15 protein-coding genes are annotated in these 14,131 nt (G+C 57.6%); all 15 read left to right on the top strand.

Annotated elements, in window-relative coordinates; translation table 11 throughout:
• Window positions 1–44: 44 nt before the first annotated feature.
• The 15 genes from mnmG (at window position 45) to P406_RS05865 (ending at window position 14,131) form a co-directional block, all read left to right on the top strand.
• A complete protein-coding gene (gene mnmG / locus P406_RS05935) occupies window positions 45–1,937 on the top strand; it encodes a tRNA uridine-5-carboxymethylaminomethyl(34) synthesis enzyme MnmG (protein WP_046235730.1) in 1,893 nt (630 codons plus the stop codon).
• The gene (gene rsmG, locus P406_RS05930; RefSeq protein ID WP_003367844.1) at window positions 1,934–2,578 is read left to right on the top strand and encodes a 16S rRNA (guanine(527)-N(7))-methyltransferase RsmG; all 645 of its coding nucleotides are present in this window, start codon (window positions 1,934–1,936) and stop codon (window positions 2,576–2,578) included. Before mnmG ends, rsmG begins: the two co-directional genes overlap by 4 nt.
• An 18-nt stretch (window positions 2,579–2,596) precedes the next feature.
• Window positions 2,597–3,388, top strand: a complete 792-nt coding sequence (locus P406_RS05925) for a ParA family protein (RefSeq protein WP_002555991.1) — start codon at window positions 2,597–2,599, stop codon at window positions 3,386–3,388.
• A 9-nt stretch (window positions 3,389–3,397) separates the two neighbouring features.
• Window positions 3,398–4,270, top strand: coding sequence for a ParB/RepB/Spo0J family partition protein (locus tag P406_RS05920; RefSeq protein ID WP_003315951.1), 873 nt, complete (start codon window positions 3,398–3,400; stop codon window positions 4,268–4,270).
• Window positions 4,271–4,416: 146 nt separating this feature from the next.
• Window positions 4,417–4,824 carry a F0F1 ATP synthase subunit I gene (locus P406_RS05915; protein WP_002555989.1) on the top strand — a complete coding sequence of 136 codons (408 nt, stop codon included), beginning with the start codon at window positions 4,417–4,419 and terminating at the stop codon, window positions 4,822–4,824.
• Window positions 4,825–4,840: 16 nt separating this feature from the next.
• Entirely contained in the window at window positions 4,841–5,710 is an 870-nt protein-coding gene (gene atpB / locus P406_RS05910) for a F0F1 ATP synthase subunit A (RefSeq protein ID WP_003315954.1), read from the top strand.
• A gap of 138 nt (window positions 5,711–5,848) precedes the next feature.
• Window positions 5,849–6,106 carry a F0F1 ATP synthase subunit C gene (atpE, locus tag P406_RS05905; protein ID WP_002555987.1) on the top strand — a complete coding sequence of 86 codons (258 nt, stop codon included), beginning with the start codon at window positions 5,849–5,851 and terminating at the stop codon, window positions 6,104–6,106.
• Between the two features lie 57 nt (window positions 6,107–6,163).
• Entirely contained in the window at window positions 6,164–6,634 is a 471-nt protein-coding gene (locus P406_RS05900) for a F0F1 ATP synthase subunit B (protein WP_003315955.1), read from the top strand.
• Window positions 6,635–6,646: 12 nt separating this feature from the next.
• On the top strand, window positions 6,647–7,183 hold the full coding sequence (locus tag P406_RS05895) for a F0F1 ATP synthase subunit delta (protein WP_003315956.1): 537 nt from the start codon (window positions 6,647–6,649) through the stop codon (window positions 7,181–7,183).
• Window positions 7,184–7,204: 21 nt separating this feature from the next.
• A complete protein-coding gene (gene atpA, locus P406_RS05890) occupies window positions 7,205–8,749 on the top strand; it encodes a F0F1 ATP synthase subunit alpha (protein WP_003315957.1) in 1,545 nt (514 codons plus the stop codon).
• Between the two features lie 50 nt (window positions 8,750–8,799).
• On the top strand, window positions 8,800–9,660 hold the full coding sequence (atpG, locus tag P406_RS05885; protein ID WP_003367855.1) for a F0F1 ATP synthase subunit gamma: 861 nt from the start codon (window positions 8,800–8,802) through the stop codon (window positions 9,658–9,660).
• Window positions 9,661–9,687: 27 nt separating this feature from the next.
• Window positions 9,688–11,067 (top strand): F0F1 ATP synthase subunit beta, encoded by a 1,380-nt coding sequence (gene atpD, locus P406_RS05880; protein WP_002555982.1) that lies wholly within the window; start codon window positions 9,688–9,690, stop codon window positions 11,065–11,067.
• A 43-nt stretch (window positions 11,068–11,110) separates the two neighbouring features.
• A complete protein-coding gene (locus P406_RS05875; protein WP_003413751.1) occupies window positions 11,111–11,536 on the top strand; it encodes a F0F1 ATP synthase subunit epsilon in 426 nt (141 codons plus the stop codon).
• Between the two features lie 125 nt (window positions 11,537–11,661).
• Window positions 11,662–13,029, top strand: a complete 1,368-nt coding sequence (glmU, locus tag P406_RS05870) for a bifunctional UDP-N-acetylglucosamine diphosphorylase/glucosamine-1-phosphate N-acetyltransferase GlmU (RefSeq protein ID WP_016569378.1) — start codon at window positions 11,662–11,664, stop codon at window positions 13,027–13,029.
• Window positions 13,030–13,363: 334 nt separating this feature from the next.
• Window positions 13,364–14,131, top strand: coding sequence for a DeoR/GlpR family DNA-binding transcription regulator (locus P406_RS05865; RefSeq protein ID WP_003315962.1), 768 nt, complete (start codon window positions 13,364–13,366; stop codon window positions 14,129–14,131).

Raw genomic sequence — 14,131 nt, 5'->3', positions numbered from 1 at the left:
TCAGCTATCCCAATTTCTCATCGACAACAGGCACGAGGTGCGTGGTGGATTTCCCTTCCCGTTTTGAAGTGATCGTCATCGGTGGCGGTCATGCCGGTACCGAGGCCGCACTGGCGTCGGCACGTATGGGTGTCAAAACCCTGTTGCTGACCCATAACGTGGAAACACTCGGCCAGATGAGTTGCAACCCGGCCATCGGTGGTATCGGTAAAAGCCATCTGGTCAAGGAAATCGACGCCTTGGGCGGTGCCATGGCCATGGCTACTGACAAGGGCGGTATCCAGTTCCGCGTGCTGAACAGCCGCAAGGGGCCGGCAGTACGAGCCACCCGTGCACAGGCTGATCGCGTGCTGTACAAGGCAGCCATCCGCGAAACCCTGGAAAACCAGCCGAATCTGTGGATATTTCAGCAAGCCTGCGATGACCTGATCGTCGAACAGGATCAAGTGCGCGGCGTCGTGACCCAGATGGGTATGCGCATATTTGCCGAGTCCGTGGTGTTGACCACAGGTACGTTCCTTGGCGGACTTATCCACATTGGTATGCAAAATTACTCGGGCGGTCGGGCAGGTGATCCTCCTTCGATAGCACTGGCACAACGACTGCGTGAACTGCCGCTGCGCGTCGGCCGCCTGAAAACCGGGACCCCGCCACGCATTGACGGGCGTTCTGTGGATTTCTCGGTGATGACCGAGCAACCAGGTGACACACCGATCCCGGTCATGTCGTTCCTGGGCAACAAGGAACAGCATCCGCCGCAGGTCAGCTGCTGGATTACGCACACCAACGCGCGGACTCACGAAATCATTGCGTCCAACCTCGATCGCTCGCCGATGTATTCAGGCGTGATCGAAGGTATTGGTCCACGTTACTGCCCGTCGATCGAAGACAAGATCCACCGGTTTGCCGACAAGGAAAGCCATCAGGTCTTCATCGAGCCGGAAGGGTTGACCACGCACGAGCTGTACCCGAACGGTATTTCCACGTCGTTGCCATTCGACGTGCAATTGCAGATCGTCCAGTCGATTCGCGGCATGGAGAACGCACACATCGTTCGCCCTGGTTACGCCATCGAATACGACTATTTCGACCCGCGTGATCTGAAATACAGCCTGGAAACCAAGGTCATCGGCGGTCTGTTCTTCGCTGGCCAGATCAACGGCACGACCGGTTACGAAGAGGCCGGCGCCCAGGGTTTGCTGGCTGGGACCAATGCCGCGCTGCGCGCACAGGGCCGAGACAGCTGGTGCCCGCGTCGCGATGAAGCGTACATCGGCGTTCTGGTCGACGACCTGATCACCCTTGGTACGCAAGAGCCTTACCGGATGTTCACCTCCAGGGCCGAATACCGTTTGATCCTGCGCGAAGACAACGCTGACCTGCGACTTACCGAAAAGGGCCGCGAACTGGGCCTGGTCGACGACGCCCGCTGGGCTGCGTTCTGCACCAAGCGTGAAAGCATCGAGCTGGAAGAACAGCGTTTGAAAAGTACCTGGGTGCGTCCCGGTACCGAGCAGGGCGATGCGATTGCTGCACACTTCGGCACGCCGCTGACCCATGAATACAATTTGCTCAACCTGCTGACTCGTCCGGAAATCGACTACGCCAGCCTGATTTCAATCACTGGCCAGGGCTGCATCGATCCCCAGGTCGCCGAGCAGGTCGAGATCAAGACAAAATATGCCGGTTACATTGACCGCCAACAGGACGAAATTGCCCGTCTGCGCGCCAGTGAAGACACCCGTCTGCCGGAAGACATCGACTACGCCGCGATCTCCGGCCTGTCGAAAGAAATCCAGAGCAAGCTGGGGATAACTCGTCCGCAAACACTCGGACAGGCATCGCGCATCCCCGGCGTTACGCCTGCAGCGATATCGCTGTTGATGATCCATTTGAAAAAACGCGGCGCGGGCCGTCAGTTGGAGCAAAGCGCTTGAGTTCTATGGTCACCCCGCAACACGCCCAAGAGTTATCCACCGGTGCCCGGGAATTGGGGATTGACCTCAGCCCGGCACAGCACGAGCAATTGCTGGCGTATCTGGCGTTGTTGATCAAGTGGAACAAGGCCTACAACCTGACTGCGGTACGTAACCCGGACGAAATGGTATCGAGGCATCTGCTCGACAGTCTCAGTGTGGTGCCCTTCATCGAAGGTACGCGCTGGATCGACGTCGGCAGCGGCGGTGGGATGCCCGGCATTCCCATGGCTATCCTGTTTCCGGAGCGCAAAGTGGCGCTGTTGGACAGCAATGGCAAGAAAACCCGGTTTCAGACCCAGGTCAAACTTGAGCTGAAACTGGATAATCTTGAAGTTATCCACAGCCGTGCAGAAAGTTATCAGCCCGAAGTGCCATTCGACGGAATCATCTCCCGTGCGTTCAGCAGCCTGGAAGACTTCACCGGCTGGACGCGTCACATGGGCGACGTCAATACACGCTGGCTGGCAATGAAAGGGCTGCATCCTGACGATGAGCTGGTAGCATTGCCCTCGGATTTTCACCTCGATAGCGCACACGCCTTGACCGTTCCGGGTTGCCAAGGCCAACGCCATCTGCTGATACTGCGCCGCACGGCATGACTGGGAACACAAGCAAGAATGGCTAAGGTATTCGCGATAGCGAACCAGAAAGGTGGGGTCGGCAAGACCACCACATGCATCAACCTCGCCGCGTCGCTGGTCGCGACCAAGCGCCGTGTGCTGCTGATCGATCTCGATCCCCAGGGCAATGCGACCATGGGCAGCGGTGTGGATAAACACAACCTGGAAAACTCCGTCTACGACCTGTTGATCGGCGAATGCGATCTGGGCGAGGCCATGCAGTTTTCCGAGCACGGTGGTTATCAACTGCTTCCTGCCAACCGTGATCTGACGGCGGGCGAAGTGGTTCTGCTGGAAATGCAGATGAAAGAGAGTCGTCTGCGCAATGCGCTGGCGCCTATCCGCGAAAATTACGATTACATTCTCATCGATTGCCCACCTTCGCTGTCGATGCTGACCCTGAACGCACTGGTCGCGGCAGACGGCGTAATTATCCCCATGCAGTGCGAATACTTTGCACTCGAAGGTCTCAGTGACCTTGTGGATAACATCAAGCGCATCGCTGAACTGCTCAACCCGCAGTTGAAGATCGAAGGCCTGCTGCGCACCATGTATGATCCGCGGCTGAGTCTGATCAACGACGTTTCGGCGCAGCTCAAGGAACACTTCGGCGAGCAGCTGTACGACACCGTGATCCCGAGAAACATACGTCTGGCCGAGGCACCGAGTTTCGGCATGCCCGTGCTGGCGTACGACAAGTCGTCTCGCGGTGCGCTGGCCTATCTGGCCCTGGCAAGTGAACTGGTTCGTCGTCAACGTCGCGGCGCAAAAACCGCTCAGCCAACCTAAGGAATTCCCATGGCCGTCAAGAAACGAGGTCTCGGACGTGGGTTGGACGCACTTCTGAGCAGTCCAACCGTCAGTTCGCTGGAAGAACAGGCCGTCAAGGCCCCGCCAAGTGAGTTGCAGCATGTGCCGCTGGACCTGATCCAGCGCGGCAAGTACCAGCCGCGCCGTGACATGGACCCGCAGGCACTCGAAGAACTTGCGCAGTCGATCAAGTCGCAGGGCGTGATGCAGCCGATCGTGGTGCGTCCTATCGGTGACAACCGCTTCGAGATCATCGCGGGCGAGCGTCGCTGGCGTGCCAGCCAGCAGGCAGGTGTCGAGACGATACCGGCGATGGTCCGCGATGTACCTGACGAAACCGCGATTGCGATGGCGCTGATCGAGAACATCCAGCGTGAGGACCTCAACCCGATCGAAGAGGCAATGGCGCTGCAGCGCTTGCAGCAGGAGTTTCAACTGACCCAGCAGCAGGTGGCCGATGCCGTTGGCAAGTCGCGAGTCAGTGTCGCCAACCTGTTACGGCTGATTGCCTTGCCGGAGGCCATCAAGACCATGCTGTCTCATGGCGATCTGGAAATGGGCCATGCGCGTGCCTTGCTCGGATTGGGTGAAGATCGGCAGGTCGAAGGTGCGCGACATGTTGTCGCACGCGGGCTTACCGTGCGCCAGACCGAAGCACTGGTCAGGCAGTGGCTGAGTGGCAAGGCAGAGGCCGCCGAGCCGGTGAAGACCGACCCGGACATCAGCCGCCTTGAACAGCGCCTGGCCGAGCGTCTGGGCTCTGCAGTGCAGATTCGTCACGGTCAGAAGGGCAAAGGGCAATTGGTCATCCGTTACAACTCGCTGGACGAGCTTCAGGGAGTGCTCGCTCACATCCGCTGAAACAATTGCTCTGTAGCGTATAGTCGGAAATCACTACCCGACTGTTGAATAGGGGCTTAACCGCCCCTATACTCTGCGCGCATTTTGTCGGCACAAATTATGCCAAGTTATTGATTATGGCGACCGACATCAAAGGAGCAGTTGCGATGGAATCCCGCATGCCAGACCGCTTGCCGTTCTATCGCCTGGCGGTTTTCCCGCTTTTGCTGGCTCAATTGATCGTGCTGCTCATGGCCGCATTGGTGCTGTGGCAGTGGCAAGGAGTCGTTGCAGGATATTCGGGACTCTGCGGAGGCCTGATAGCCTGGCTACCCAATTTATACTTTGCTCACAAGGCATTCCGGTTTTCCGGGGCCAGAGCAGCGCAAGCCATCGTTCGGTCGTTCTACGCCGGCGAGGCAGGCAAACTGATTTTCACGGCAGTGCTTTTTGCATTGACGTTTGCAGGTGTGAAGCCTTTGGCGCCGCTGGCTGTATTCGGCGTGTTCATGTTGATCCAGGTGGTCAACTGGTTCGCTCCCCTGCTTACGAGAACAAGACTTTCGAGACCTTAGGGCGTTTGAGGCAACCATGGCAGAGCAAACAGCTTCGGGCTATATCCAGCACCACTTGCAGAACCTTACATTCGGGCACCTGCCCAATGGCGAATGGGGCTTTGCCCACACCGCAGCGGAAGCCAAGGAAATGGGTTTCTGGGCCTTCCACGTCGATACCCTCGGCTGGTCGGTTGCGTTGGGTCTGATTTTCGTTCTGATCTTCCGCATGGCGGCCAAGAAGGCAACTTCCGGTCAGCCTGGCGCACTGCAGAACTTCGTCGAAGTTCTGGTCGAGTTCGTCGACGGCAGCGTGAAAGACAGCTTCCACGGCCGCAGCGCGGTCATCGCGCCACTGGCGTTGACCATTTTCGTCTGGGTCTTCCTGATGAACGCGGTCGACCTGGTACCGGTGGACTGGATTCCACAGCTGGCGATGATGATCTCGGGTGACTCGCACATTCCGTTCCGTGCCGTGTCGACCACTGACCCGAACGCCACGCTGGGCATGGCCCTGTCCGTGTTCGCACTGATCATTTTCTACAGCATCAAGGTCAAGGGCATCGGCGGTTTCATCGGCGAGCTGACCCTTCACCCGTTTGGCAGCAAGAACCTGTTCGTTCAGGCGCTGTTGATCCCGGTCAACTTCCTGCTGGAATTCGTGACGCTCATCGCCAAGCCGATTTCCCTGGCTCTGCGTCTGTTCGGCAACATGTATGCTGGCGAGCTGGTCTTCATTCTGATCGCCGTGATGTTCGGCAGCGGTCTGTTGTGGCTCAGCGGTCTGGGTGTAGTGCTGCAGTGGGCGTGGGCTGTGTTCCACATCCTGATCATCACCCTGCAAGCGTTCATCTTCATGATGCTGACCATCGTCTACCTGTCGATGGCTCACGAAGATAACCATTGAGATTCGTCTCAGGACGCGTCTGATGACCGTCTCGCCACTGGCGAGGCGGTGCCCGCAAGGGCTGATGTAGAAACGATTTTGTTTTACCGCTTCAATTAAAAAAACCTAACCAATACGACGTAAAAGTCGGGAGGAAAGATGGAAACTGTAGTTGGTCTAACCGCTATCGCTGTTGCACTGTTGATCGGCCTGGGCGCACTGGGTACTGCAATCGGTTTCGGCCTGTTGGGCGGCAAGTTCCTGGAAGGCGCAGCGCGTCAGCCGGAAATGGTTCCAATGCTGCAAGTTAAAATGTTCATCGTTGCGGGCTTGCTCGACGCCGTGACCATGATCGGTGTTGGTATCGCTCTGTTCTTCACCTTTGCGAACCCCTTCGTTGGTCAACTCGCTGGCTGATCACTCGAATTTTCGAGTTGATTGGTGTGATGGACAACGAACGAGCGAGGTGTTGGCGTGAACATTAATGCAACCCTGATTGGCCAGTCCGTTGCGTTCTTCATTTTTGTGATTTTCTGCATGAAGTTCGTGTGGCCTCCGGTCATCGCGGCTTTGCACGAACGTCAGAAGAAGATCGCGGATGGACTGGACGCTGCTTCCCGAGCAGCTCGCGACCTGGAGCTGGCCCAAGAAAAAGCGGGTCAACAACTGCGCGAAGCTAAAGCTCAAGCAGCCGAGATCATTGAGCAAGCCAAGAAACGCGGTACTCAGATTGTCGACGAAGCCCGTGAAACGGCACGCGTTGAAGCTGACCGTGTGAAGGCTCAGGCTCATGCCGAGATCGAGCAGGAACTGAACGGTGTCAAAGACGCCTTGCGCGCCCAGTTGGGTAGCCTGGCAGTCAATGGCGCAGAGAAGATCCTGGGTGCCACAATCGATCAAAACGCGCACGCGGAGCTGGTTAACAAACTGGCTGCTGAAATTTAAGCGAGGGCGATCATGGCAGAACTGACCACGTTGGCCCGACCTTACGCGAAGGCGGCCTTCGAGCATGCGCAGGCCCACCAGCAGCTGGCCAATTGGTCAGCCATGCTCGGCCTGGCTGCTGCGGTGTCACAAGATGACACCATGCAGCGCATGCTCAAGGCCCCGCGACTGACGAGCGCACAAAAGGCCACCACTTTTATTGAAGTGTGTGGCGAAAAGTTCGATGCCAAGGCACAGAATTTCATTCACGTCGTTGCTGAAAACGACCGCCTCCCGCTCTTGCCGGAGATCGCCGAACTGTTCGACCTGTACAAGGCCGAGCAGGAAAAATCGGTCGATGTGGATGTCACCAGTGCTTTCGCATTGAACCAAGAACAGCAAGACAAACTCGCCAAGGTTCTCAGTGCACGGCTCGGCCGGGAAGTGCGCCTGCATGCTGCGGAGGATGCCTCTCTTATAGGGGGTGTCGTCATCCGCGCCGGCGACCTGGTTATCGATGGCTCAGTTCGTGGCAAGATCGCGAAACTAGCCGAAGCATTGAAATCTTGAGTTTGAAGGGGCAGCAGAGCAATGCAGCAACTCAATCCTTCCGAAATAAGTGAAATCATCAAGGGTCGCATCGACAAGCTCGATGTAACCTCCCAAGCCCGTAACGAAGGCACAGTCGTCAGCGTGTCTGACGGTATCGTGCGGATTCATGGTCTGGCCGACGTAATGTACGGCGAAATGATCGAGTTTCCGGGCGGCGTCTACGGTATGGCGCTGAACCTTGAGCAAGACTCCGTGGGTGCCGTTGTACTGGGCGCTTACACGACTCTGGCTGAAGGCATGAGCGCCAAGTGCACTGGCCGCATCCTCGAGGTTCCGGTGGGTAAGGAACTGCTGGGTCGCGTTGTCGATGCACTGGGTAACCCAGTTGACGGCAAAGGTCCGCTGAACAACACCGAGACCGATGCGGTCGAGAAAGTTGCTCCAGGCGTGATCTGGCGTAAGTCGGTAGACCAGCCTGTACAGACTGGCTACAAGGCTGTCGATGCCATGATTCCTGTCGGCCGTGGCCAGCGTGAGCTGATCATCGGTGACCGTCAGATCGGTAAAACCGCTCTGGCCATCGACGCAATCATCAACCAGAAGAACAGCGGCATCTTCTGCGTCTACGTAGCGATCGGTCAGAAGCAATCGACCATCGCCAACGTTGTTCGCAAGCTCGAAGAAAACGGCGCACTGGCTAACACCATCGTCGTGGCTGCAAGTGCTTCCGAATCCGCTGCGCTGCAGTTCCTTGCACCGTACTCGGGTTGCACCATGGGCGAGTTCTTCCGCGACCGCGGTGAAGACGCGCTGATCGTTTATGACGATCTGTCCAAGCAAGCAGTGGCTTACCGCCAGATTTCCCTGCTGCTGCGCCGTCCACCAGGCCGTGAAGCTTACCCAGGCGACGTGTTCTATCTCCACTCCCGTCTGCTGGAGCGCGCATCGCGTGTTTCCGAAGAGTACGTAGAGAAGTTCACCAACGGCGCAGTGACCGGCAAAACCGGTTCCCTGACCGCACTGCCGATCATTGAAACCCAGGCTGGCGACGTTTCCGCGTTCGTTCCGACCAACGTGATTTCCATCACCGACGGTCAGATCTTCCTGGAATCGGCCATGTTCAACTCCGGCATCCGTCCGGCTGTGAACGCCGGTGTTTCGGTATCCCGTGTGGGTGGTGCCGCTCAGACCAAGATCATCAAGAAGCTTTCCGGTGGTATCCGTACCGCTCTGGCTCAGTACCGTGAACTGGCGGCATTCGCCCAGTTCGCTTCTGACCTGGACGAGGCGACCCGCAAGCAACTTGAGCATGGTCAGCGCGTTACCGAGCTGATGAAGCAGAAGCAATACGCACCAATGTCGATCGCTGACATGGCGCTGTCGCTGTATGCCGCTGAGCGTGGGTTCCTGACTGACGTCGAAATCACCAAGATCGGCAGCTTTGAACAAGCGCTGATTGCTTACTTCAACCGCGATCACGCCGATTTGATGGCGAAGATCAACGTGAAGGGTGACTTCAATGACGAAATCGATTCTGGCATGAAAGCCGGCATCGAGAAGTTCAAGGCCACCCAAACCTGGTAAGCCGCAGCGGGGGCCGCAAGGCTCCCGCTTGCTAACCTGATAGGTGTTACATGGCAGGCGCAAAAGAGATTCGCAGCAAGATTGCGAGCATCAAAAGCACGCAAAAGATCACCAGCGCCATGGAAAAAGTGGCGGTCAGCAAAATGCGCAAGGCTCAAATGCGCATGGCTGCTAGCCGTCCTTACGCGGAGCGCATTCGTCAGGTGATTGGTCATCTGGCAAACGCCAACCCGGAGTACCGCCACCCGTTCATGATCGAGCGCCCTGTTAAGCGCGTCGGTTATGTCGTAGTGAGCAGTGACCGTGGTCTGTGTGGTGGCTTGAATACCAACCTGTTCAAGACTCTGGTCAAGGACATGGCGGTGAACCGTGAAAACGGTGTAGAGATCGATCTGTGCGTGGTCGGCAGCAAAGGTGCGGCATTTTTCCGCAACTTCGGCGGTAACGTCGTCGCTGCGATCAGCCACCTGGGCGAAGAGCCGTCGATCAACGACTTGATCGGCAGCGTCAAGGTGATGCTGGATGCCTACCTGGATGGCCGTATTGATCGCCTGTCCGTGGTATCCAACAAGTTCATCAACACCATGACCCAGCAACCAACAGTGGAGCAATTGATTCCGCTGGTGGCAACCCCGGATCAAGGGCTCAAGCACCACTGGGACTATCTCTACGAACCCGATGCCAAAGAGCTGCTAGACGGCCTTATGGTTCGCTACGTGGAATCGCAGGTGTACCAGGCGGTGGTCGAGAACAACGCAGCTGAACAAGCAGCGCGGATGATCGCGATGAAGAACGCCACAGACAACGCCGGTGATTTGATCAGCGATTTGCAGCTGATCTACAACAAGGCGCGTCAGGCAGCGATCACCCAAGAGATCTCGGAAATCGTCGGCGGCGCTGCCGCGGTTTAACGGTTCAAATATTAGAGGAACCAGCTAATGAGTAGCGGACGTATCGTTCAAATCATCGGCGCCGTGATCGACGTGGAATTCCCACGCGATAGCGTACCGAGTATCTACAACGCGCTGGAAGTTCAGAGCGCGGCAGGAACCACCCTGGAAGTTCAGCAGCAGCTGGGCGACGGCGTGGTTCGTACCATTGCGATGGGCTCCACCGAGGGCTTGAAGCGTGGTCTGGAAGTAACAGACTCTGGCGCAGCCATCTCCGTACCGGTCGGTAAAGCGACGCTGGGCCGGATCATGGACGTGCTGGGCAACCCGATCGACGAAGCTGGCCCGATCGCCACCGAAGAGCGCTGGGGCATTCACCGTCCTGCACCGTCCTTCGCTGAGCAGGCAGGCGGCAACGACCTTCTGGAAACCGGCATCAAGGTTATCGACCTGGTCTGCCCGTTCGCCAAAGGCGGTAAAGTCGGTCTGTTCGGTGGTGCCGGTGTCGGCAAGACCGTAAACATGATGGAACTGATCCGTAACATCGCCATCGAGCACAGCGGTTATTCCGTGTTCGCCGGTGTGGGTGAGCGTACTCGTGAGGGTAACGACTTCTACCACGAGATGAAGGACTCTAACGTTCTGGACAAAGTGGCACTGGTCTACGGTCAGATGAACGAGCCGCCGGGTAACCGTCTGCGCGTAGCACTGACCGGCCTGACCATGGCCGAGAAGTTCCGTGACGAAGGTAACGACGTTCTGCTGTTCGTCGACAACATCTATCGTTACACCCTGGCCGGTACCGAAGTATCCGCACTGCTGGGCCGTATGCCTTCCGCAGTAGGTTACCAGCCGACCCTGGCTGAAGAGATGGGCACTCTGCAAGAGCGCATCACTTCCACCAAGAATGGTTCGATCACCTCGATCCAGGCCGTATACGTACCAGCGGATGACTTGACTGACCCATCGCCAGCGACCACGTTTGCCCACTTGGACGCCACCGTCGTACTGTCCCGTGACATCGCCTCCCTGGGTATCTACCCGGCGGTAGATCCACTGGACTCGACTTCGCGCCAGCTGGACCCGAACGTCATTGGCCAGGAACACTACGACACCGCTCGCGGCGTTCAGTACGTGTTGCAGCGCTACAAAGAGCTGAAAGACATCATCGCGATCCTGGGGATGGACGAGCTGTCGGAGACCGACAAGCAGTTGGTTAACCGTGCTCGTAAGATCCAGCGCTTCCTGTCCCAGCCTTTCTTCGTGGCAGAAGTCTTCACCGGTGCTTCGGGTAAATACGTTTCCCTGAAAGACACCATTGCTGGCTTCAAAGGCATCCTCAACGGTGACTACGACCACCTGCCAGAACAAGCGTTCTACATGGTCGGCGGCATCGAAGAAGCGATCGAGAAAGCCAAGAAACTGTAATCCCGGCGCCCGGCAACGGGCGCTATTAGGTTGAGGCAAGCAAATGGCTATGACAGTCCATTGCGACATCGTCAGCGCGGAAGGGGAAATCTTCTCCGGTCTGGTCGAGATGGTGATTGCGCACGGCAACCTGGGTGATATCGGTATCGCTCCAGGCCACGCGCCGCTGATCACTGATCTGAAGCCGGGCCCGATCCGCTTGATCAAGCAGGGTGGGGAAGCCGAGGTGTTCTACATCTCCGGTGGTTTCCTTGAAGTTCAGCCGAACATGGTCAAGGTGCTTGCCGATACTGTGCAACGTGCTGCCGACCTGGATGAAGCTTCTGCTCAGGCGGCCGTACTGGCTGCAGAGAAGGCCCTGAACGAGAAGGGCGCAGATTTCGATTACGGATCTGCAACTGCTCGTCTGGCCGAGGCTGCAGCTCAGCTGCGCACCGTTCAGCAAATTCGCAAGAAGTTCGGCGGCTAACCCTGCTGCACTCGATGCGCGATTGAGAAAAAGGGTAGCCTCGGCTACCCTTTTTCTTTTTTCAGATTTCCTCTTTCAAGTCAGCCCGTCTTCGGTCCGGTTGCCGCTCAGTTGGTAGTCCTATCATGTCTCTCGATATCGTTATTCTCGCTGCTGGCCAAGGTACCCGGATGCGTTCCGCGCTGCCGAAGGTTCTGCACCCCGTGGCCGGCAATTCCATGCTGGGTCATGTTATCCACAGCGCACGTCAGTTATCCCCAAGTGGAATACACGTCGTGATCGGGCACGGCGCTGATGCCGTGCGTGAACAGCTGGCAGCCGATGACTTGAATTTCGTGATGCAGGACAAGCAACTCGGTACCGGCCATGCGGTTGCTCAGGCGCTGCCCGCGCTCACGGCTGACACCGTGTTGATTCTTTATGGCGATGTACCGTTGATCGAAGTGGAAACGCTTTCGCGCCTGCTCGAACTGGTCAATCCGCAGCAACTGGGTCTGCTGACCGTTACGCTGGATGACCCGACCGGTTACGGCCGTATCGTTCGCGACGATCAGAATCGTGTCTGTGCCATCGTCGAGCATAAGGACGCGAGCGACGCGCAGAAGGCTATCACCGAAGGCAATACCGGAATTCTCGCGGTGCCTGCCGCTCATCTCGCTGACTGGCTGGGGCGGCTGTCCAACAACAATGCCCAGGGCGAGTATTACCTCACCGACGTGATCGCCATGGCGGCTAATGACGGCCTGGTGGTTGCCACAGAGCAGCCCCACGACGCGATGGAAGTGCAGGGCGCCAATGATCGCAAGCAGCTTTCCGAGCTGGAGCGTCATTACCAGATGCGTGAAGCCCGTCGTCTGATGGCGGCTGGCGTGACCCTGCGCGACCCTGCGCGCTTCGATGTGCGCGGTGAAGTCATTGTCGGGCGCGACGTGCTGATCGATATCAATGTGATTCTCGAAGGCAAGGTCGTGATCGAGGATGACGTGGTCATCGGCCCGAACTGCGTCATCAAGGACAGCACCCTGCGCAAGGGCGTCGTCGTTAAAGCCAACAGCCACATCGAAGGCGCGATTCTGGGTGAGGGCAGTGATGCAGGTCCGTTTGCACGTCTGCGACCAGGCAGCGTGCTGGGTGCCAAGGCGCATGTGGGTAATTTTGTCGAGCTCAAGAACGCGAACCTGGGCGAGGGTGCCAAGGTCGGCCACCTGACGTATCTGGGTGACGCCGAGGTCGGCGCACGTACTAATATCGGCGCCGGCACCATCACCTGTAACTACGATGGTGCCAACAAGCACAAGACGACGTTGGGTGCAGACGTGTTCATTGGTTCCAACAACTCTCTGGTTGCGCCTGTGGATATCCTGGACGGAGCGACGACTGCAGCCGGTTCGACCATCACCCAGAATGTGCCTGCAGAACAACTCGGCGTGGCCCGCGCCCGCCAACGCAACATCGAAGGCTGGAAGCGGCCGGTGAAAATCAGGAAAGACTGAGTTATCTACAGCCCCTGATCACCCGCGTGCCAATGTTCAACATTGGCACGCGTCCATAACTATCCACACGTGACAATCAAGCCAGGACGCAAAGCGTCCAGAACCGCATACCCACGCGGAGCATGGGTACGAGCGTTCCGTCAGACACCTCTCGTTCCTCACGCTCCAGCGTTGTAATGCCGTTCTTGACGCTCCGCGTCAAACCCCAGGCTCAAAAGCCGGTGTCACGAGTATCCGATAGAAATTGCGCCGCCTCATCCCGAAACCTTGACCAAACCCCAAAAATAGGTTTTGATTGCCTTCGTTATCTTTCGAAACGAAACTTAAGGCAGTCATGTCGAAGCGTAATACACCACAACGTCGCCACAACATTCTCGCCCTGCTCAACGAGCAAGGTGAAGTCAGTGTGGACGACTTGGCCAGACGCTTTGAAACTTCCGAAGTTACGATTCGAAAGGACCTGGCTGCGCTTGAAACCAACGGTCTGCTGTTGCGCCGCTACGGGGGTGCAGTGTCGCTTCCCCATGAGCTTATAAGCGATGGCAGTCAGCCGGTTTCCCGTTACAAACAGGCCATCGCCCGCGCTGCGGTTTGCAGAATTCGCGAGCACGCCAGAATCATCGTCGACAGCGGTAGCACCACGGCGGCATTGATTCCTGAGCTTGGCCAGCAACCCGGCCTGGTGGTCATGACCAATTCCCTGCATGTTGCGCGCGCCCTGACCGAGTTGGAACACGAACCGGTCCTGTTGATGACGGGCGGAACGTGGGACCCGCACTCGGAGTCCTTTCAGGGGCAGGTCGCGGAGCAGGTACTGCGCTCTTACGACTTTGATCAGCTGTTCATCGGTGCCGACGGCATCGATCTGGTGCGCGGCACCACCACCTTCAACGAGCTGCTGGGCTTGAGCCGGGTCATGGCGGAAGTCGCCCGGGAAGTGGTGGTCATGGTCGAAGCCGACAAGGTCGGTCGCAAGATCCCCAATCTGGAACTGCCCTGGAGCAGTATCCACACCCTTATTACTGATGATCGCCTGTCCAGTGAGGCACGCGATCAGATACAGGCCCGCGGCATCAATCTGATTTGTGCTGCTGTCAGCTAG

This window comes from Pseudomonas syringae pv. coryli str. NCPPB 4273 (assembly GCF_000972175.1).
In the GTDB taxonomy this organism is placed as follows: Bacteria; Pseudomonadota; Gammaproteobacteria; order Pseudomonadales; family Pseudomonadaceae; genus Aquipseudomonas; species Aquipseudomonas syringae.
The sequence above is the reverse complement of the archived record's forward strand: the minus strand, read 5'-3'. Positions and strand labels throughout refer to the sequence as shown.